21 protein-coding genes are annotated in these 20,944 nt (G+C 42.5%); 15 read left to right on the top strand and 6 right to left on the bottom strand.

Features of this window, described 5'->3' with window-relative positions; all coding sequences use genetic code 11:
- Window positions 1-116 precede the first annotated feature (116 nt).
- Complete coding sequence (locus ACQ4LT_RS13620; RefSeq protein ID WP_445666609.1) at window positions 117-2,249, bottom strand: PAS domain-containing sensor histidine kinase; 2,133 nt, start codon at window positions 2,247-2,249, stop codon at window positions 117-119.
- 569 nt (window positions 2,250-2,818) lie between these two features.
- Between ACQ4LT_RS13620 and ACQ4LT_RS13615 the strand changes: the two genes are divergently transcribed.
- The 10 genes from ACQ4LT_RS13615 (at window position 2,819) to ACQ4LT_RS13570 (ending at window position 11,901) form a co-directional block, all read left to right on the top strand.
- On the top strand, window positions 2,819-3,031 hold the full coding sequence (locus ACQ4LT_RS13615; protein WP_445666608.1) for a cold-shock protein: 213 nt from the start codon (window positions 2,819-2,821) through the stop codon (window positions 3,029-3,031).
- Between the two features lie 710 nt (window positions 3,032-3,741).
- Entirely contained in the window at window positions 3,742-5,877 is a 2,136-nt protein-coding gene (locus ACQ4LT_RS13610; RefSeq protein ID WP_445666607.1) for a penicillin acylase family protein, read from the top strand.
- A gap of 159 nt (window positions 5,878-6,036) precedes the next feature.
- Window positions 6,037-6,372, top strand: a complete 336-nt coding sequence (locus ACQ4LT_RS13605) for a nuclear transport factor 2 family protein (RefSeq protein WP_445666606.1) — start codon at window positions 6,037-6,039, stop codon at window positions 6,370-6,372.
- 117 nt (window positions 6,373-6,489) lie between these two features.
- Window positions 6,490-6,885, top strand: coding sequence for a nuclear transport factor 2 family protein (locus ACQ4LT_RS13600; protein ID WP_445666605.1), 396 nt, complete (start codon window positions 6,490-6,492; stop codon window positions 6,883-6,885).
- A gap of 389 nt (window positions 6,886-7,274) precedes the next feature.
- Entirely contained in the window at window positions 7,275-8,573 is a 1,299-nt protein-coding gene (locus ACQ4LT_RS13595; RefSeq protein WP_445666604.1) for an amidohydrolase family protein, read from the top strand.
- 51 nt (window positions 8,574-8,624) lie between these two features.
- Window positions 8,625-9,404, top strand: coding sequence for a hypothetical protein (locus ACQ4LT_RS13590; protein ID WP_445666603.1), 780 nt, complete (start codon window positions 8,625-8,627; stop codon window positions 9,402-9,404).
- Between the two features lie 72 nt (window positions 9,405-9,476).
- Window positions 9,477-9,704 carry a hypothetical protein gene (locus tag ACQ4LT_RS13585; RefSeq protein WP_445666602.1) on the top strand — a complete coding sequence of 76 codons (228 nt, stop codon included), beginning with the start codon at window positions 9,477-9,479 and terminating at the stop codon, window positions 9,702-9,704.
- A 57-nt stretch (window positions 9,705-9,761) separates the two neighbouring features.
- Window positions 9,762-10,193: a hypothetical protein gene (locus ACQ4LT_RS13580; protein ID WP_445666601.1), complete on the top strand. Its 432-nt coding sequence runs from the start codon at window positions 9,762-9,764 to the stop codon at window positions 10,191-10,193.
- Between the two features lie 33 nt (window positions 10,194-10,226).
- Complete coding sequence (locus ACQ4LT_RS13575; RefSeq protein ID WP_445666600.1) at window positions 10,227-11,261, top strand: serine hydrolase domain-containing protein; 1,035 nt, start codon at window positions 10,227-10,229, stop codon at window positions 11,259-11,261.
- 16 nt (window positions 11,262-11,277) lie between these two features.
- Window positions 11,278-11,901 carry a hypothetical protein gene (locus ACQ4LT_RS13570; RefSeq protein WP_445666599.1) on the top strand — a complete coding sequence of 208 codons (624 nt, stop codon included), beginning with the start codon at window positions 11,278-11,280 and terminating at the stop codon, window positions 11,899-11,901.
- A 587-nt stretch (window positions 11,902-12,488) separates the two neighbouring features.
- Here ACQ4LT_RS13570 and ACQ4LT_RS13565 read toward each other — a convergent pair.
- Both ACQ4LT_RS13565 and ACQ4LT_RS13560 read right to left on the bottom strand, forming a co-directional pair.
- A complete protein-coding gene (locus tag ACQ4LT_RS13565; protein ID WP_445666598.1) occupies window positions 12,489-13,295 on the bottom strand; it encodes a hypothetical protein in 807 nt (268 codons plus the stop codon).
- Between the two features lie 73 nt (window positions 13,296-13,368).
- Complete coding sequence (locus tag ACQ4LT_RS13560) at window positions 13,369-14,340, bottom strand: OmpA family protein (protein WP_445666655.1); 972 nt, start codon at window positions 14,338-14,340, stop codon at window positions 13,369-13,371.
- Between the two features lie 605 nt (window positions 14,341-14,945).
- Here ACQ4LT_RS13560 and ACQ4LT_RS13555 point away from each other — a divergent pair.
- The 4 genes from ACQ4LT_RS13555 (at window position 14,946) to ACQ4LT_RS13540 (ending at window position 17,197) form a co-directional block, all read left to right on the top strand.
- Complete coding sequence (locus ACQ4LT_RS13555; protein WP_445666597.1) at window positions 14,946-15,329, top strand: DUF4870 domain-containing protein; 384 nt, start codon at window positions 14,946-14,948, stop codon at window positions 15,327-15,329.
- 743 nt (window positions 15,330-16,072) lie between these two features.
- Window positions 16,073-16,297, top strand: a complete 225-nt coding sequence (locus ACQ4LT_RS13550) for a YgaP family membrane protein (RefSeq protein ID WP_445666596.1) — start codon at window positions 16,073-16,075, stop codon at window positions 16,295-16,297.
- Between the two features lie 17 nt (window positions 16,298-16,314).
- Window positions 16,315-16,554 (top strand): thioredoxin family protein, encoded by a 240-nt coding sequence (locus tag ACQ4LT_RS13545; RefSeq protein ID WP_445666595.1) that lies wholly within the window; start codon window positions 16,315-16,317, stop codon window positions 16,552-16,554.
- Window positions 16,555-16,723: 169 nt separating this feature from the next.
- Window positions 16,724-17,197, top strand: a complete 474-nt coding sequence (locus tag ACQ4LT_RS13540; RefSeq protein ID WP_445666594.1) for a rhodanese-like domain-containing protein — start codon at window positions 16,724-16,726, stop codon at window positions 17,195-17,197.
- Window positions 17,198-17,333: 136 nt separating this feature from the next.
- On the opposite strand, the gene ACQ4LT_RS13535 is transcribed toward ACQ4LT_RS13540, so the two are convergent.
- The gene (locus ACQ4LT_RS13535) at window positions 17,334-18,107 is read right to left on the bottom strand and encodes an SDR family NAD(P)-dependent oxidoreductase (protein WP_445666593.1); all 774 of its coding nucleotides are present in this window, start codon (window positions 18,105-18,107) and stop codon (window positions 17,334-17,336) included.
- Between the two features lie 416 nt (window positions 18,108-18,523).
- Between ACQ4LT_RS13535 and ACQ4LT_RS13530 the strand changes: the two genes are divergently transcribed.
- On the top strand, window positions 18,524-19,405 hold the full coding sequence (locus tag ACQ4LT_RS13530) for an NAD(P)-dependent oxidoreductase (RefSeq protein ID WP_445666592.1): 882 nt from the start codon (window positions 18,524-18,526) through the stop codon (window positions 19,403-19,405).
- A gap of 19 nt (window positions 19,406-19,424) precedes the next feature.
- On the opposite strand, the gene ACQ4LT_RS13525 is transcribed toward ACQ4LT_RS13530, so the two are convergent.
- Together ACQ4LT_RS13525 and ACQ4LT_RS13520 are read right to left on the bottom strand one after the other, a co-directional pair.
- Window positions 19,425-19,559: a hypothetical protein gene (locus ACQ4LT_RS13525; RefSeq protein ID WP_445666591.1), complete on the bottom strand. Its 135-nt coding sequence runs from the start codon at window positions 19,557-19,559 to the stop codon at window positions 19,425-19,427.
- A gap of 267 nt (window positions 19,560-19,826) precedes the next feature.
- Window positions 19,827-20,636: a hypothetical protein gene (locus ACQ4LT_RS13520; RefSeq protein ID WP_445666590.1), complete on the bottom strand. Its 810-nt coding sequence runs from the start codon at window positions 20,634-20,636 to the stop codon at window positions 19,827-19,829.
- Window positions 20,637-20,944 lie beyond the last annotated feature (308 nt).

The raw sequence follows: 20,944 nt of genomic DNA, 5'->3' as shown, positions 1-20,944 counted from the left end.
TTCCTTCATATCAAAGTACCCCCTGGGTGTGCGCCTCAGAATTTTTTATTTGAAATTCTTTGATCTTTCAGAAATAAACTACGAATGGGTCCAATGGTTAACTTTATAGGTGATGATCAAATATTAGCGTGTGATCCATTTTTCCGTGATTTAAAGGTGAAGGCTATTTCAAATCCGCCCTCGGTGTCGATCTCATAGTCCGCTTCCAGCTGTTGGAGTAATATATTAGCAATCGTGAGGCCAAGCGTTTGGGACTCTTCAAAGTCTATCTGTTCAAAACCTCGACCATTATCGCGGTAGGTCACCGTATAGGTTTTTTGATGTTTGGTTATATCCAGAGTTATGAGACCCTGCTGTTGATCGGGGAAAGCATGTTTCAGGGAATTGGTGAGCAGTTCATTGAGCAGCATACCCAAGGGAATCACCTCATTGATATTCATCTGCAGCTCTGGGATGTCCAATTGAATGTCGATTTTATCCCGTTCTGCCTGTAGCGTCTCCATTACAGTATTGAAAAGATCTGATATATATTCGTTGACGCTCACCTTTGAGAAACTAGACGACCGATATAACAACTCATGTACTTTGCCAATCGCATGGATACGGTTTATGCTTTGCTCGAGAGGCTCGCGATCCCGGCTGCCGGAAGGCAGATCGTCCACCTCCATGCTCAGGATGCCTGAAATGATGGCCAGATTATTTTTCACTCGGTGGTGAACCTCTTGGAGCAGAACGCTGTTCTCCTCTTCGGCCTCCACGCGGGCGGTAATATCGATGCCACTACCGAGTATATATTCTCGGCCATCAGGTTCGAAATAGGTGCCACATATGTAATAGTGATGTTCTCGGCCGTCGCCGTCCAGCAGTATGGTTTCAACTTCGGCATAGCCCTCAGAATATACCCTCTGGATGGCATCTTTAGCCCCCGATACTTCTGGTGGTGCTACAAATTCTAACACATTGGTTTCCTGGAGCTCCTCTTCCGACAGGCCAAAGAGCTCCTCCGTATGTTGATTTACTCGCGCGAACGTTTCCTCCTCATCAGCGATAAAAAACAAGCCCGGAAGGCTGTCCAAAATATGATTCAGGAGGGTAACCTGTCGGGCAACCTGCTCTTCCAGCTGTTTTTGCTGCGTAATATCGTGTTCAATAGTATCCCACTGGACACTCCCATCTTCAAGTCGACGGGGCGTTCCCCGCCCGTGAATCCATTTTTGCTGACCACTAGGCGTTTCTACTTTAAACGTGTGATCCCATAGGGTCATATTTTCAGCTGATTCTTCAATGGATTCTCGCAGCTCCTCGCGGTGGTCGTCGGCTATCTGTGACCAAATCAGGTCAACGGATTCCATCGCCTGCTGCGGGGTAATTTCATGGAGATCTTTAATGCCTTCGCTAACATAGATCAGTTCATCGCTGCCGTCCGGATGGAGTCGGTAACGAAGAATACTCCCCTTGATATTATCCGCAATATTTCGCAATTGCCTTTGCTTATCCCGTAGATCTTGTCGGATTTGCTTTTTCTCGGTGATGTCTCTGAAGTGGACCGATAGGCCGCCCTCGGATGGGTAGGCGGTAACCTCTATCCACATGTCCAGCGGATCACAAAATTCTTCAAACTGAACCGTCACTTGCTGGTTGAGGGCGTTGTGGTACTGATCGTAAAGATCAATATCGGTAGCCTCTTCGAATACCTCCCAGATATTGCGACCAATGATGTCGTCTTGGGATACCCCTATTATTTGTTCTGCTTCGGTGTTCCAGTAGTTGACCATCCCATCTTTGTCCACGGCAAAGAACCCGTCATCGATGCGTTCTAAAATACGGGTCTTCTCTCGTTCGGCTTCGCTAAGACAATCACGTTCTTGCTGCAGCTGCCGTTCCAGGGACTTTCGATCCGTTATATCTTGGGTGCTGCCATACAAGTGCGTACAACGACCATCTTGGGTCACCGTTTCGCCGACAGCCCGAACCCAACGAAGGTTTCCCTTGTCCGTAATGATTTTGGCTTCGACGGAAAACGATTTACCCTCGTCGATAGCCTCGTCGACAGCTGTTTGAACTTTGTCTGTGGATTTGCCGTCTGCGTAAAAGGCAAGAGCCGACGCCAAGTCCGGCTGATAATCAAGGGGGACTTCGTGGAGACTTTTGACCTGATCGGACCAGTAGAGTTGTCCATTTACGATGTCAAGTTGCCAATGGCCAATACTGGCGATTTGATAGGCTTGTTCTTGGTGTTGTAGATCCATAAGGACCTCTTTTTACAAATGTATGAGATAATAACTTAGAAGTGCGGGGATTGAATAATATATGGAAGATAATGCTTATTTAGATCAATTTTAAATAAGTATGTCTTTTTTAGATAATGGGATAATCGATTAAGGGAAATACCCTGACATGAAAAAATGGTACTCATACACATAGAAGGGCTTAAATATTATTTTCTTCTCTTTGAAACTGAAGTGTAAACGTCGTTCCTTCTTGTGATGAGCTGAACGTGTGATCGCTATCCAACTAACTGTTCAAGATTTGAATCAAGTTCATCTCCAAATATTTCCTGTAATATCAGCAGATCCATAAAATAAGAAAAGCCCGGAGCAGGAAAGGGAAAGATAGTTGGTGTTATCCCCGCATATTATTCGCTAGCAGTAAATCAATATATAGCGGCTAAAAGTATAAATAGTTATTGACTGTTATTAGGCCTACCTTATAGACTTAAACTTAATTACACACCTGCCAAGCAAACTTTACTGAAAAGACGCGTTAGTCCAACTCCTTTCTTAAGAGAATTCTACGGGTGCATAAAAATACATTTCTTATGATACAACAAGGCAAAATAAAATTTTTCGACGCTCAAAAAGGTTTTGGATTTATCAATCCCGACGAAGGGAACAATGATATTTTCGTTCACAGAAACAACATCGAGGATCTTGGTTTTGATCAAGGGTTTGACGACGGGGAATCCGTGGAATTTGAAGTCGAAGAAACAGACAAAGGGCTAAGTGCTATTAACGTACGAAGCTTGAATTAAGATATTCTGAATTGTTCAAATTTAGATCCAAAGCCCTGGTATTTGCCGGGGCTTTTTTATTAAGGGGGGGCCGGTAGGTTAACTCAGATCTTCCGAGATTAGGTTCCATACATGACCCCCATGGTTTTGACCCAGGGTCTGCCCGAGGAAATTTTATTTTTCTTGCTCAGAAACGGCACCCCTTTATATGAAAGTACCCCCCCTACCTTCGAAAGTCAGATTTTTATTTTGGCTATAAAACAGAAGGAGCAGGAAAAGATAATTTTAAAATTTTCCTATCAACCTGGCTTTAGCAGTAGATATTGGGACGTCTGATACCTTTATAAAAATTATTTTGTAAGGATTGGCCTCTTCAATGGTCATACAACAATAAGAGTGATTTTGAATATGTTTCAGCGGAAGGTTAATCAGGGAATGAAAGATTAAAGAGTATATAGTGAATTTGCCATTCTCGGGTCCTTTTAAAAACTTAGTTAAAAATAGGGTTAATGAGAGCTGAATTAGTGATGCTTGATTCATCAGAAAGAGCAATAAATACAATAAAGGGGGTTATGCGATGGGAGATAACGAGAGAAACATATCACGGTGATATTTTCTGCAACAGCTAATGATGGGACGGGCTTTTCCGAGTTGTTATGTAACAGCTGAGTTCATCTGCCGGAATATTTGCCCAGAATGTTAATTTCAATCTTTTCCATGTTCAGCCAAAAATGATAAAGAAAAATATACTATCGCTTACGCTTTTAGTTAGCTTTTTTCTATTAATCATTTCTTGTAAAACAACAGGGGTTACAGAGGGTCCACAGCAACAAAAACAGGCAGAGCAATCGGAGATTTTGTGGGATTCCTGGGATGTGCCGCATATCTACGGGCAATCTTTCGAAGAACTCGGTTACGGTTTTGGCTGGGTTCAGATGAAAAGCTATGGCAATGATATACTTAAACTCTATGGCATTGCCCGGGGCCATGGTGCCAAGTTTTGGGGTGAAGACTATTTGCCTTCGGATCGCCTTTTGCACAGGGTAGGTATTCCACAAAGAGCTGAACAAGCTCTTGGGGAACAGCCTACTGAGCTCCGAAAATATCTTAAGGCTTTCGCCGCCGGAATGAACGACTATGCAAATAAACACCCGCAAGCAATTGATGAAAATGTCCGGCAGGTCTTGCCTGTACAGGCTGAAGACTTGATCCGCCACACGCAGCGATTGATGTTTACCTTTGTTGCTTGGTCGGGTAGCCAGCAGCCGATAATGGGTTTTGACGGAATGCCCACGGATGCGCTAATAGGTTCCAACACGATGGCAATCGGTCCTTCCCGCTCTGAAAGCGGAAATACTATGTTGCTTCAAAATCCGCATCTTCCCTGGAACATACCATTTATGCGATTCTATGAGGCACAGCTCGTTGGCCCTGATTCTAACCTTTATGGTAGTACGCTTATCGGAGTACCGGCAATTATGATAGGATTTAATCAACAACTTGGGTGGTCGCATACCATAAATACAGCCGATGTGTTTGACACTTATCGACTGAAGCTAGAGGGCAAAGGGTATCACTTTGACGGCGACACGAAATCTTTCGATGAATCTACCAAAATTCTTAGAGTCCGTGGGGAAGATAATGAGCTTAAGCGGGATACGTTAGAAATTAAACGATCCAAGCACGGTCCCGTTATTCAATCCACCGACAGTTCGGCCATTGCTGTACGCACTCTGATGTTTGAGCGGCATGGGGTGCTTCAGCAATTTTGGGAGATGGGTCGTGCACAGAACTTTGACCAATTTCAGAAAGCACTTAAGCAGCTTCAGCTTCCCATGCTTACGACCACCTATGCCGATGGTGATGGACATATTTATTACTTATTTAACGGACAGGTGCCGGAACGCCCCTTTGGTGATTTTGGTGACTGGCAAAAACCTGTAGCGGGTGATACATCGAGGACAGTATGGTCTGATATCCATGACTTCGAAGAACTGCCCAGTGTACTTGATCCCGAGAGCGGATTTGTACAAAACTCCAACAGTCCGCCGTGGTTTGCTACAAAACCTTCGCCGTTAAATCCAAATGATTATCCGGAATACCTTTCCCCGGAATGGCTGCTTCCCCGCGAACAGCGCGGGCTGGAAATGCTGCTTGCTGATCAGTCGATAAGCTTTGAAGAACTAGTTGAGATGCGCTATTCAAGTAAGATGCTTTTGGCCGATCAGGTAATCAGTGATCTTACCTCCACGGCTAAGACATCGTCGGATTCTCTCACGCGAGTTGCCGCCAGCGTGTTGGAAGGTTGGGATCAACGTGCGAATGCAGACAGCAAAGGGGCTGTATTATTTACGTTTTGGGCTTTGGAACAGTGTAAAGGTCACTTCACAAATTTCTGTAATTTTAAAGAGCCTTGGAATATGGCAAATCCGTTGGAAACGCCAAATGGTTTGACTGAACCCGACAGTGCCGCAGCTCTTTTAGGAAAAGTGGCCAGAAAGGTACAAGATCAATTTGGCAGATTGGATATTCCCTGGGGTGAGGTTATGCGTCTCTCAGATGATATCCCGGGTACCGGAGCGCCGGGCGATCCGTTGGGCGTGTATCATGTGATAGAATACAGATCAACAGACTATAAAAATTATCGACCTGCTTTTGGAGATACGTGGAGTGCGGTAATTGAATTTACCCGCAGTGGCCCCAGGGCTGAAGTACTTATGTCGTATGGGAATACTAGTCAATCATCCGGCCAGGATAATAGACAATTAGAATTAATATCTGAGAAGCAGATGCGGCCCGTCTGGTATACTCGGAAGCTTGTTGAAGAAAATATGCAAAGCAAAACAATATTTCGTTATCAACGATAATGGCAATAAATATTAGTCAAGTGGTTAACCGACTTCAAAATTAGCTATAAACCGTCATTGATTTAGTATAAAGTTTATAAATAAGGAAGAGAGTGTTACAGAGTTGCTATCACTAATCTTTAATTATAAATAAAGCTAAAGAAAGAGGGGATAACTATTATGGAAGATCCTGTCCAACACCAGCTTGAAGCGTTTAACAACAGAGATATCGACGCTTTTATGGAAGCGTTCGCAGACGATGCCACCGTCGAAAACGGGGGTGGCGAAGAAATGATGAGCGGGAGCGAGCAGATACGGGCATTCTACCGTAATGTTTTTGAAAATAGTCCGAATCTTCATTGTGATATCGTAAATCGAACAACCGTCGGGGACTGGGTTATCGACGAAGAACAACTTCAAGGTCTCAAGGCCGAGGGGTTCCCCGAAGAGGCGCATGCGATGGTCGCATATGCAGTAGAGGACGGACACATTACGTTCGCCCGGATGTACTCATAAAAAGATGAACACATCTGATTCACTCGACAAACCCTAAGGCTAATCAAGCAGTAGGTATTACAAGATGTACCAATACTGGTAAACTAGAAATAAATCTAACAATAACACTCATTCATTATGTATGATACCAAAAAGGGAGTATCGCCTGGCAAACATGGGATAAACAACGCTATAAAAACGATTCTTTGCATTGTAGTTCTATCCCTGCTAGCTATAGGTTGCGTCCAGAAAGAATCACAGCAACTCTCAAAAGAAAAAGAAGCTGCCATAGCTGATTCAATACAGACGCTTGCCAAGGATGTAAATGCGGCCTGGGAGAATTTAGATGCTGAGTCTTATATGTCCTATTACAGTCAGGATGCAAGCCTTGTTTATGGAGGGTCCATGCTATCCCGGGAGGAACTTAAAAATCTTGTTGAAAAATACATGGCCGGACTTGAGGAGTCCACCATTACGATGGTAGATTCAAAAGTAAATGTCCTTGATTCTGATGCTGCTGTAATTTCGTTATAACCAATCATTGGTAAGATCAAATGGGGATACCACTCAAATCACCGCTGTAATTAGCGGGATGTTTTCTCGTGAAAATGGGCAATGGAAAATTGCACATGCCCATGAAACCGCAGTTTCTAATTAATTGGCAAATTTATTGCCACGCCCATATACATGAAAATCATTGGGCATAAAACGGATTGTCTTAACGCTTAATTAAGAAAATGATCACATACCTAACATAAATGGAGAGTATGATCTGAGGTAACCCAACAACTCATTCTTCTGAATCATAAATCCGGGGGTTAATTATGAGATTATCAGGGAGCGATTCAAAAAAATGTAGATTATTTAATGAGTCAGAATCAGGAGTTAGCTTCGTCAGATTTCTGCTGATTATTCTTGTTACAGTGTTTTGTCGTTCATCAGCCGTAGCCCAGCCCACACTTGTGATTGAAAACGGACGCGTGATTACTGGTAATGGGACGGTATTTGAACAGGCTTCGGTTGTAGTTGCGGGCGATAGTATCTATTCAGTAACCCAGGAGACTGTTGAAGCGCCTGATGCCCGCCGCATTGATGCTTCAGGCAAAACAGTGCTACCTGGGCTCATTGATGCGCACGTCCATCTTACTATTCCCCCCCAAGGACGAGATTCTACCGCGGTTGCCCAGCATCTCAAGGGAAACGTCCCTAGCATTCTCCAGGGATTCCTTGACCATGGGATAACCACCGTCCGCTCGACGGGAAGCTACTGGCCCTTGGAAAGGAAGCTTCGAGACCGGATTGCCGATGGCGAGCTCGATGGACCACGCATGATTACCTCTGGGCCTGTGTTTACGGCTGAGGGAGGTCATCCTGCTACTACCGTCTGTGAGGATCAATGGTCAGGTCTCGATACAGATCGTCCTAATTCCTATTGCCGCGCCCATTTGGCTGAAGTGGTCAGCGGATCCGAGGAGGCGCGGTCAGCCGTTCGCCGCTTGTCCGGGGAAGGAGTCGATTTTATCAAACTTGTCTCCGATAGCGTTACCGCCCCTGTCCAGATTGATCAGGAGATTGTCGGGGCCATCGTAGAGGAAGCCCATAGTGAAGGACTCCGGGCAGTGGGCCATGTCTATGAGGCCGAGCACATGGAACGCTACGCCAAGATGGGCATGGATGGGTTTGTCCATTCTGTGTTACCAGCTACTATCCCCGGTGGAAAAGTGGAGCGACTGGCCCAAGTGCTGGCGGACGAAGGCACGCCAGTTACAACGACGCTGTCAGTTATACTGCTGTACGCCGAAGGCGGGACGACCAATGAGCATATCGATACTGTGCTCGAAGGGGAGTCGCCCGCTCGCGAAACTGGCGAATCGCTGGCCCGTGAAATGAACACCTTTGCTGAGGCCGGAGTTCCGGTCGTGGTCGGGACCGACTGGTGGAGCGGATTGGACGTAAGCCATCCCGCTGTTCAGCCCGGTATGGTAACAATTACTGAGATGGAAATGCTGCGCTGGGGCGGAATGTCACAAGAGGCTATCATCGAAGCTGCCACTACCAATGCCGCCCAGGCCTTGGAGATGGGAGACCAAGTGGGAATGTTAGAAGAAGGTAAACTTGCCGATCTGATTGTGGTGGATGGAAATCCGCTTGAGGATCTGTCGGCGTTGGAAGATGTAGAAATAGTCATTCAAGATGGCGAAGTGAAGACTTCTGAGAAATAAAAATGATGTGCAAGACGAGAGAATAAATGTAAAAGATTAATTGAGAAAAAGATGGATAACTTACAAGGAAAGGGAGAACAAATAGATGGAACAGGGAACGTGAGCCACAATTGGGGATATTTAGCACTGGCGCTACTAATGACTGTCATAGCCATTGGTGGTTTTTGGCAAACTTATTGGTGGCCAGTGATAACAGGTAACGGAGAGTTTCACTGGCTGCTTCATCTCCATGGAGCGGCCTTTACGCTTTGGATGGTGTTATTAATTATTCAGACAAGCCTTGTTTGGAATGGTCAAACCCAGCTGCATCAACTATTCGGTAAACGTCTTGGCATTTTTTGGGGTATACTTATCATACTATTGGGTATAGCAGTAGGATTTGGCAGGGTTTCTCCAGCAATTGCAACCGAATATGACACCCTTGCGGAATTTATTAAAGGATTGCCGATTCCACTGGGGGATATCCTAGTTTTTGCAATCTTATTCAGTTTAGGAATTTTCTACCGATCAAAGCCAGAGCTTCATAAACGGCTAATGATTCTATCTACCACAGTGCTGTTGTTTGCACCGGCAGGGCGGTTAAGTGCATTTGCAGAATCCGTACTACTTTCTGTAGTAATACTTTTAGGTATACCATTACTCCCAGCATTTTTAGCCATTGGATATGACTGGTGGACTCGGGAACGGGTACATCCAGCCTATTGGTGGGGGACAGCACTCATCGCATTACGTGGCGCCTCTATTATCTTTTTTGCTGTTTCTGAAACGTGGGCCACTATGGCAGAGACAATAGCCCAGGAATTACGCTCGGTGCTACTCCCGCTCCTGTAAAAATTTATGGTAAACTTATTATGAGATAAACCTATTTCATCATTAGAAATTAAATAATGCTGTAAAACAGTTATGGTTAGCGCAAATAAAACGTCAGATATCGCCACTAAAAATAAGGAATCAACATTTTCGCTTACCTTCTTTGTAGGCATGGCTATTTATCTGACAGTAATTGTTATTGCCGGTTTTTGGCCTACCTACTTCGGCCCATATTTTTCTGGCGAAGAAGTTGGCCATCCGAAAAGCCTTATAGAAAATACACTTATACTCCACGTGCATGGACTGATTATGCTCACTTAGATGGGCTTAATGTTGTTTCAAACCATCTATATTGCCCGTGATAAAACGAGTACTCATATGCGTCGTGGTTACTATGTAGCTGCGTTCGGGATTGTAGTGTTTCTGTCAGGGCTGCTTATAATCTATGCACAGGGACAAAGTCTTGTGCAAGAAGGTGTAGTAACTTGGTCAGGAGTTCCAATGCTTGCTTGGCCATCCGAGGTCGAAATGATTCAATTTCCCATATTATTGTATCTTGGTTATCGATTCCGCAAGAACCCTGCAACACACAAGAGATACATGTTATTTGCAACTATGGTTCTCATCATAGCCGCAATTGCTCGAATGGGGTATCTGCTTGGAACTTGGAGCACCGAGATCATGGCAGTAGCTATGGTTGGGCCAGTATTTGTTTACGACCTATATAGAGAGCATCGTATCCATCCGGAAACACTCATTGGCACAGGGATTTTTTCGCTTTACTTTGGTGCAAAAATATTTTTGGGATAAATCACATATAATTAGAATTAGTTGAGTCCTATTATGATTAAACGAAGAGTGCTCCAAACATCAATCTCACTTTGTTTAATATTAAGTTTTGTTGCTTTATGTACTGTCGTACAAGCCCAGAATGAAACCAAAGTTGACAGCCTCTTTGCTAAATGGGATAAACCAGATACTCCCGGAGCTGCTGTAGCAATTATCAAAGATGGTGAGTTTGTTCTTCAGAAGGGCTACGGTATGGCAAACCTAGATTATAATATTCCTATTACCGACCAATCTGTATTTCGTATCGCCTCAGTTTCCAAGCAATTTACCGCTGCATGCATCATCTTACTAAAAGAAAAGGGGAAATTGAACCTTGATGATTCATTAAATTCCTTTTTTCCTGATTTTCCTGACTATGCCAAAAAGATAACCGTACGACATTTACTCCATCATACAAGTGGCATAAGAGATTATCTTACTTTGGCATCGTTATCAGGCTATACAGCCAGCGATTACTACACAAATAATGAAGTAATGAGGTGGCTGAAGAATCAAAAAGAACCCAATTTCAAACCTGGATCAGAGCATTTGTACAGCAACACCGGGTACTGGTTGCTGGGGCAGATTGTGAAAGAGGTCAGTAGTCAACCAATGGCTGACTTTGCAAAAAGTGAGCTTTTCAAACCACTTGGAATGAACAATACCCATTTTCATGATAATCATAAACGGGTTGTTAAGAATCGTGCTACCGGTTATCAACCCAAAAATGATAGCACATTCCTAATAAATACCACTACACTAGACATGATTGGAGACGGTGGTATATTCACAACTATCAATGATATGAAGAAATGGAGCGATTCCTTTCATGATTCGGATTATTTGCAACAATCGTTTTGGGATGCGATGACTGAAAAGGGGAAACTAAATAACGGAGAATCAATTAACTACGCTGCTGGACTTAGTATTAGATCATATAAGGGCGTAGAGACTATCTCTCATGGTGGAGCTTTTGTTGGGTACCGTGCCTATTATATAAGGTTTCCCGAACAGCATTTTAGCATTGTTTTTTTTGTCAAATCGAAGTGATGCAGATCCAGAGGTAATGAGTTATAAGATTGCTGACCTGTATTTAAAAAAGCATTTCAACAAAACGGAAGACACAGCCAAACAAACTACCTCAGCTGATCGCCCTAAGACCAAACCAAAGGATTTAAATAACCTCACGGGGCAATATGCTTTGGAACTAGGTTTTGTTGTGGAAGTCCGTATTAAAAACGATTCGCTTAATGTGTTACAAAAGTGGGATAACTCCTCATATAATGTCAGCAGACTTTACGGTAACACATTTCTAAAGGCTACGGATAACACGCTTAAATTTCAATTCTCGGATTTTAAAAATGAGACAGCTGATTCACTGATCTTCATTCAAGCCGGATCTAAATTTCCTGGAGAAAGGATACCTGAGAATATAGACATTGATCTAGAAAACTATGTTGGGAGTTATTATAGTGAAGAGCTAGATGTAACCTACAAGTTATTTATCGAAGAAAACCAGCTACATATGAGAATTGGATTCAATGAATCATCGAAATTGAATCCAATGGGGCCAGATCAATTTCAATCTTCAGGCAGGTTCTACCGATTTACGCGAAACGATAAGGGACATATATCAGGCTTTCGGTTAGATGCCAGACGAGCTAAAAACTTACAATTTCTCAAAGAATAAATATTTGACATCTATCACTTTTCAATTGTAGTGCTATTGTCAACTTAAGCTTAGCACCCTAACCCCTTCAAAAAGGAAAATGTCAAGCAGATAGTCCTCACCCAGTTACTTATTTCATCATTTCTATAAATCCCTTAGTTCAAACCTATCGCTGGCGACCGGGATCATTGATCAAGACAGGGGGGGGTACCCCATGGTTAGTCGAGATCTTTAGGATTTTCTCAGAAACACCCCCGTCATTATTTAACCAGGGTCTGCGAGCAATGTTAATTTTATTTTTCTTGCTCAAAAACGGTACCCCTCCAAATAAACCATCCCCTACCTTAGAAGTCGGATTTTTATTTTTTGAAAAAAAACTTGTAACAAGTTCTCATGTAATTTTTTGACATTATTTGAGCTTTAAGGATTTCAACCTTAATTAATTTTGATGGCATCGAAGCAACCCAAATGATCCATAGGATTAATTAACAAGTTCACTGACTACTTTTTCATGGGGAGAAAGTGACCAGTTGAATACTTAGGCTACTGTACTTACTATTGCCTGTCCCTAAAGTAGATCATTAAATATAATTCCATTTGCAGCAGCTCTAAAAATTTTCCATTCCCGTATTGACTTCTACCTCTTTTACTTGTCGCACGACTTCATACCGGGATTCTTCAAGCATTTTTCTATATTTTGCTATTTTTTCACCCATCATTTGTTCTGCCATACGTCGTTGTGATTCGGGCATTTCCTCAAACTTTTCAATGGCCTTTTTGGCCTCTTGGTATTCTTCTTCAGATAAGGCAAGACCACTGATAACAGTTGTCATTTCATATGGTATCAGCATTCCTTCTACACTACGAAAATCACTCTTTACCATTTTTGCGTTAACTTCATGGGGTTCATTTTTATAGATCATATCCATTGTGCATTCCAGTTTCCGGATTACCCATTTGTCAGGATCAATATATAAATAGAGATTCTCAATGGTATTATCTATGTCAGGGTCATTATTTAAACTTTCTACTTCCAGTTCATAAACATAAAGAATATGTACTCTCTGATTTTCAACTTCTCCGGGTTTCTCGTAGGTCGCCTTCTCTTTTACCTGGTCAAACAATTGTGAATAAAAATCAACATTCGCTGCTGACGTTGATTCTACCCCTTCTGGGTTTTCCGTTCTGGTTTTAAAATAAGGCCGACCATTATCATAAGCTTTTTTATAGTAGATGGTTTGTTTATTTGTGACCATGACATAATCGTTTATGCCCTCAATGGATTCCTCGTAATTTTCTTGCAGTGTTTCCAGTATCTCGGAGGCTTTTGCGTCCTGACTAAGCAGTGTTTTGGGAAATAATACAGACAGCATAATGGCTGCTATCACTACGATATTATTATTTAAATATCTCATAACTCAAGTTTTAATAATTTTATATTCTTTTTACCCTTCAGTTTTTTCCTTTGAAACACAAGCGTGGAAACTATTATTCTACTATCTTAACCAATTCAACCCGCCGGTTACGGGCACGCCCCTCTTCGTCTTGATTGCTGGCAACCGGGGCAAGGGGGCCTACGCCGTGAGGCGTGAGCCTGTCTGCCGAAATCCCGTGGTTGGATGTTAAAAACTCCACGACGGCCTCCGCGCGTTGCATTGATAAATCCATGTTGTATTCCAAACTTCCGGTAGCATCAGTATGTCCGACAACACGCAGATTAAGATCTGATTGCTGTTCCAAAAGATTGGCTATTTCAGCTAACGTAGATTCGGATTTTCCCTTGATTGTCGCTTTATCGGTATCGAAATGGATCCCGTAAATGCGAACACTGCCGGATTCCTCAATGTCTTCTTTCATGGCTTCCGAATCTATCTCTACCTCGACCTTCCCGGTATCCATCGGCTTTTCTTCAAGCACCTGAAGAGCGGTGGCGGGACGGCCATCGTATTTATCACTCAGCAGCGTATGGGCCGATACGTAGATATCACCATCTTCTCCGGGCAACCTGGCCAAAAAATAGCTGGCGTCGTCGCCATGAGTCCATGATGGTCTGCCGGTACCCAACCAGCCAGGGCTATAGGCTTCATCTGTATAAATGGCTCGCGGAATCTCGTCCATTCCCCCAAAACATTCATAGACAATTTCAAAACCGGCATCTTTAAGTGCGATCTGATAGTTTCTCTGTACTTGAAAAACAGACAAACCCTCCGGAGCCGCATAAAGAATTTTTGTGACTTCACCTTCGACTTTGTCGATTTCCAGACTACCTTTTTCAAAACCCGAGGGAAACTGTATCCGATCATAATCAACATGTTCATAACCTTTAATTACAGAACCCTCATAGCGGGAAATCATCGAGTGATCTTCACTTCCTTCTACATCTTCCTGGCCATAACTTGCTGTATAACTCAAGGAGACTAAAAGCAATGCTAATGGAAACAAAATAGTTTTTTTAATCATCACAACACGTTTTGGTTTTAACTGATTATCAAATGTAAAGTCCGATTAATTACTTAAGCGAAGATGGTAAGTCAAAAATCGGATCATAGTTCTTAGGCTTTTGCTGAAACCTCAATCATATGCTACGTGATTTATCAGGCGTTTTTTATAGGGGATTCCATCGTCATGGGGTGGGGTTAAGTCTTACAATGAATAATAAAATCCCTTACAATTATTGATAACTATTCCAGTATGCCTGAATTGAAAAAATGATCTACATTTTACTGCACTAAATATTTGACAAGCCTTCCAAAGGCTGTTGTGGGAAGCCTTATTACTTGTGAAGGAATTTGGCAAAGTACCTTATGAATTTCGATAGGTGAATGAGGTTAACGTAATTAACGGATGGAATTGGTTGCTCGCAGCCTCCAATCCATGTCCAAATTGACAGATCGAGAAATCTGTTTCGAGTTTAAATGTTATTGCTTAGAGGTTTTGGCACTCTTTAACTTATGAACGGGGACGCTTATAAATGAGATCTCAGTCGTTTGGTCGGGATAACAGATATATTTTGCCGATAAAGCGTTGAGAAGTAAATTTAAAACTCTAATTAAACCTAAAATCCGATGGACGAATCTGAATTAACGACTGAAACTGGTTCTAATAACAACAGTAAATTGATTGCAATACTTAGCTATATTACGATCATTGGTTGGATAATTGCTTTTTTAATCTATAAGAATAATCAGGAAAAACCGAAACTGGCTGGGTTTCATCTTCGTCAATCACTGGGACTTATGATTTTGGGATTATTGGTAGGAGTTGTCCAAAGTGTGCTTTCCGGAATACCTGTTATCGGATGGCTGATTGGGTTTTTGATGATGGTAATATCTCTGGCGCTGCTCATATTTTGGGTTATGGGTATTCTCAAAGCAATTGGAGGGGAAAGGGAGGCTTTGCCATTCATTGGGCAACCTACTCAGGATCTGTTAAAAGATGTTATTAAATGAGAAATTGGAGATGCACCTTTTAAGACAGGTTTTGCTTATTTTAGGTAGTTTAACCCGTGGTTCACTGGGTTGCATTCCATTTCATTCTTTAATTCAGATTGTCCTGATAAATCGGAACGTGTGGGTAAGGTTTACGTATTAGGCTGTAATTTTCGTTTTTCCAAAAAAGGAAATCTCAAACAGACAGTCCGCACCTACTTACTTATTTCATCATTGCTATACCTCCTTAGTTCAAGCTTTCAGCTGGCAGTAGGGTTTGTTGATAAAAAGCGGGGGATTGCCTTGGTTAAAATCAATTCTCAAGGATTTTTACAGAAATACCCCTGGTTTTCAAAGTAGAGTCTGCATGTAGTGTTATTTTTATTTTTCTTGCTCAGAAACGGTATTCCTTCATATCAAAGTACCCCCTGGGTTTGCCCCTTAGATTTTTATTAAAAATTTTTAAGTCTTGTCCAGAAATGATTTGGACTTTTTGATAAGCACCAAACTGGCTAAAATATATTAAGCTCCTCACCGTATGGAGATTGGGCACATATTGTTGTACGATTAGGAAAGTTCGACTCCACAGCATCCTGAGCCGTAATCTAAACGGTATATTCCTGCACGCTTGGGTACGTGGAGCCTATCTCGAGGAGGTTGTCAATACCCTGCTAAAAGGCTTTCTGTTATCTACACGTCATTCAGGCGGTACGAAAAAATAAATAACTAAAAAAATTTGACTCTAATCCCGATTTTATGAAAAAATGGAACGTATTATACGAGCTGTCGCAGGAAGTTTTGTAACTATTAGCCTGATACTGGGCTACTTTGTAAACCCTTACTGGTACCTATTTACCCTGTTTGTGGGATTGAATTTGTTTCAGTCAGCCTTTACCAAGTGGTGCCTGGCCGAGGAAATCCTGAAAAAGTTTGGTATCGGCGTACCGTGTAGCACGGAAGGAAATTCTAAACCAGAACTTGAACATTAAACACAAAAGCTTTAAAAATGGAAGTACTTATTTTAGCAACCAAAGACTGTAATCATCGGCCGTTGGTGGAAGAGCGGCTTAAGAAGATGGGCATTTCGTACGAAGTTCGGTATGTGGATGAACATCCGAAACTGGTAGAAAAATATGAGGCCCATTCCTCACCAAACATTATCGTTGACGGAGAAGTCGTTTACCGTGGCGACTACGGTGATCCTATTCCGACAGAAGATGAATTGAAAAGTTTATTTAATGCTTAACGTAATGTCATGTTAATTCCCCGCTGTCGGGTGAACTTTTGTAAGAGTTCCTTGTAACTTATCATATTCGTATGGAATTGCCATCAAACATCAAACCTGCCGGTCAGCGACATTCAGCATTGACTGGATAGGAGTTTAAAAGTCGATATACAAAACAAAGAAAAGTAGAATGGACAAAAAAGAACAACTGATAGAGCGTATTCCCAAAAGAGACGAAATGCAAATGACTCCCCAATACATACCGGATACAAAGGGACTGGTAGCAGTAGATATTACGTGGGGCGAAATCCAGCCCATCCAGGTCGCCGATGGAATCCGTACCGTAGGTGAGCCAGAAGTAATAAAGCATCTTCAAAGCGGGCTTCCAGTGATTGATGTACGAGCTCCCGGTACCCGTGACGGCATACGAATCGCCGGTACAAATGAAATACCCATTTCAGATATTGTTGATCGGATGGATGAGCTGGACCGGTCAAAGCCCACTATTTTCTTCTGTAATGGGCCGCAGTGTCCACAATCGCAAAAGGCGATTAATCTGTTGCTCGAAGCAGGATATCCCGCTGAAAAGATGTGGTACTACCGCGGAGGCATGCATGATTGGATCACACTGGGACTTCCGGTTGTGAAAGAATACGTAGAATAGCGATTTAGGACGTGTTAGTACGCACTGAATCGTTACCTTAGCCAGAGTAATTGAATGGTTTTATATTTGATAACATCGCTATAAAAAAGCAACCTGCAAAGCGCAGGCTGCTTTTACTTTATGTCAACAGAATCAGTTATTGTGCGGTATAGCCACCGTCTATAACCAACGCACTGCCGGTTACAAACTTTGATTCATCGGAAGACAGGTAAAGAATTCCATTGGCGATATCTTCCGGGTCGCCTACATGGCCAATTGGATGAGCCTCAGCAAGTTCTTCCCGGAATTCTTCAACTGTAACGCCTTCCTGTTCTTTAGCAACTCTCTCAACCAACGAAGTCCAGATGAACCCGGGATGCACAGAGTTAACGCGGATGTTATCCTCGGCATATAATAGTGCATCATTTTTGCTCATAATATGAACTGCTCCCTTAGATGCGTGGTATGGAGGAAGATCAGCTGCGCCTACTAATCCATAGATAGAAGATAAATTTATGATACTTCCACCGCCCGCCTTTTTCATAGCCGGAACCGCATACTTAGTACACAGGAAAACACCATTAACATTGACATCTATGACTTGTTGCCATTCCTCCATCGTGATTTCATGTGTTGGTTTATCCACACCTTCAATTCCGGCGTTGTTAACCAGACCATCAATGGAGCCAAATTCATCCTCAATAGCTGTAAAGGCATCTTTGACCTCTTCTTCATCTGTGGTATCCATATGCCAGTATTTAGCTGTACCTCCGTTATTGGTGATTTGTTCGGCGACTTCTTGACCGGTATCATCTTGAATATCCGTAATAGCAACTTTGGCACCTTCAGAAGCTAATACCTGCGATGTTTTCTTTCCTATTCCGGATGCTGCACCAGTTACAATTATAACCTTATTGTCTACTCGTTTCATAAAAACTCCTGTATTTAGGTTAATTTTTAAAAGAACTATTAAAATATAAATAGATTAATAGGTATATCTTTGTTCAATATGAGAACATATATGTAGTGGGACTAATTTCTTTAATTAATTCCGCTAATGAGATATTAAATGAATAAAATGCTCATATTAAGAATACTGAGAGCATTTTTTTGTTAAAGTAATGGTTATACCTACAGGATCTTTCAAGAATACTCCACATAATAAAGGGAGGTGGATACCAATAGTCACACAAATATCCTTTCTACCGACAATCGCATATTCTTAAATAGCAAAAAGCAGGTCGAAGTGGCTGAGTTTCGCAAGTAACTGGCTGATGTAACGATGGAATAAGCAGGTATTTTCGCTTGTTCTAAGACAACAAGATTAAATCAAAAAAACTTATAGTTATGGACAAAAAGATCACATTTATCGGATTAGGAATCATGGGAAGCCGCATGGCAAATAATCTTCAAAAGAATGATGTAAATCTGACGGTTTATAATCGAACCCGCTCGGCTATGGATCCTTTAATTGAGGCCGGAGCGCATGGCGCTGGATCGCTGAAAGATGCGGTTGAAGAAGCAGATATTGTATTCACCATGGTATCAGATCCTAACGCGATTGAACAAATAGCTTTGGGGGAAAATGGGTTTCTTTCCTCCATGAAGAAAGGAGCTCTTTGGGTTGATTGTACTACTGTAAATCCTTCTTTTTCTCTGAAAGAAGCGGCGGAGGCGGAAAAATACAACCTACGCTTTATGGATGCTCCCGTTGCAGGATCCAAAGCTCCGGCAGAGCATGGAGAACTGACTTTCTTGATAGGTGGAGATCAATCCGACGTGGAAAAAACGCGCCCGCTGATCGAACATATGGGATCGAAGATCGTGCATGTGGGAGAAACGGGAAAGGGAACTTCCATGAAGATGCTTGTAAATTCCTTACTAGCCGTTGCAATGGCTTCTTTTTCTGAAACCGTTCTCCTAGGTGAGAAAATGGGACTTTCTAAAGACTTTTTACTAAATACCCTTCCAGACCTCCCCGTCTCAGCTCCTTTTCTAAAGGCCAAGGCTGAAATGATCAAAAATAATGATCAGGAAACACAATTCCCTCTTGAGTTGATGTATAAAGACCTGCACCTTGCTTCTCTTTCGGCATATGAACAAGATCATCCGTTACTTCTGAATAATATCACTAAGGAATTGTTTGGACAGGCAATAAGTGAAGAGCGGGGTCGGGAAGATTTCTCCAGGATCTTTGATTTTATGGATAACTCAGCTGAAGCTACATAATTTGAATTGTATGAAAGCGTTATTTCTGGACTAACGGACAGCGCTGCTCATTGAACGACTTGAATTCATTTTTTGTAGCTTTAACATCACCGCCATCTGTGGCATCATTAAACATTTCAACTACTTCAGATGCGGCCAGCGCAAGCGGGATCATGTGAGTGTGATCAATATCGAGTTGAGCGGCTCCAGCGCGCCATGGCGGATGGTCTGCAAAGGATTTGTCTTCTTCCCGTCACAGATACTGGTAGGGGAAGACCATTAGGATCCAATTTCGGGTAGCAATGCCAATAGGGTAGTAGATCCAGCCAGGGAGGCAATGAGATTGCGTACTCTTTACAACCTAACGCTTCTATAAATAATAAAAGCCCGGAGCAGAGCCCCGGGCTTTATCTAGTTTCTCAGATGGTGATAAGCTACGAACTTAATCATCGTTTGCTTCGATCTCCTCTACGCCGTTTTCGAACTCGGCTTCGAACTCAAGCAATTGCTGATGCTGATCCCAGTCGTGCTGGGTAAGATCCATGACGGATCCATCGGATTGTTTAAACCATGTTGTTGGGTTGATGCGTACCGACACCGTTTGCGCTATATTATCCTCGGTTACCTCAAGCGGTGGACTGAATTCCCGCTCAATCTCGATTTCAGCTTGAGCAAAAACCTTGAACGGTTGCGGATCGCCATCGGTAGGGGTAAAACTACCCGTAATAATCATACTGGCTTTATCGGGCCAATCGGGAAATTCGGAGCGGATGGAATCGGCCAGAGTTTGACGCTCCCCGTTATCTCCTTCCTCATCTTCAAAATCCAAGTCCTCAACCTCGAACTCTAGTTCTTCGTACAGGCCGGCCTGAATTTGGCTGTTGGCCAGACTCAGCGTTTCTTCTCCGAGTGGCAGATCAACGAAAAACGGCTTGGATTCAAATTCTTCAAGCTCGGTAGAGTCCTCATCGGCCTCGGAGGGGTCAAGCTCAAATTCTGCAACGACAAATCGAATATCATCGATCTGCAGTGTGCCGTTCGTTCCCTCTATAAGCAGTGAAACATGGGAGGATGCAGTCGTATTGCCGGATGAAACAGTCTTGGAAGAGCTGCTCCCCGAAACGGTTTGAAATTGCAGTTTTACATTTCCATCTCCCGGCTCAGCATTGGTACCGGTAGTATCACAGCTGGTAAGAAAACTGATCAGCAGTGCAATCAGCGTGGCGAAAGATAGTAGCTTGGTTAGTTTCATAGGTATAAAATTAATTTATGATATTCTTTATAAGTATAGGACGATTGAACTGCGAAATGGTTACCTGCCTTTCAAAAAGGTTGGCTTATATGCACACTTTTAACTGCCTGCACGTTCAAATGTTTCAAAAGGTTCCATCTTCATTTATCTTTGCTCATTCGCAGGGGGAATTAATGTGAAATAATTCTTATAACAGCAAGATGCCTAATTTTCTGATCGTTTGCATTATACCTCAACAGAAATATCTTACATAATTCCCAGATTGAAATACATATATAAGCGAACTATGTAGTGAACATCGTGTATTT

This window comes from Fodinibius sp. AD559 (assembly GCF_052712805.1).
The sequence above is the reverse complement of the archived record's forward strand: the minus strand, read 5'-3'. Positions and strand labels throughout refer to the sequence as shown.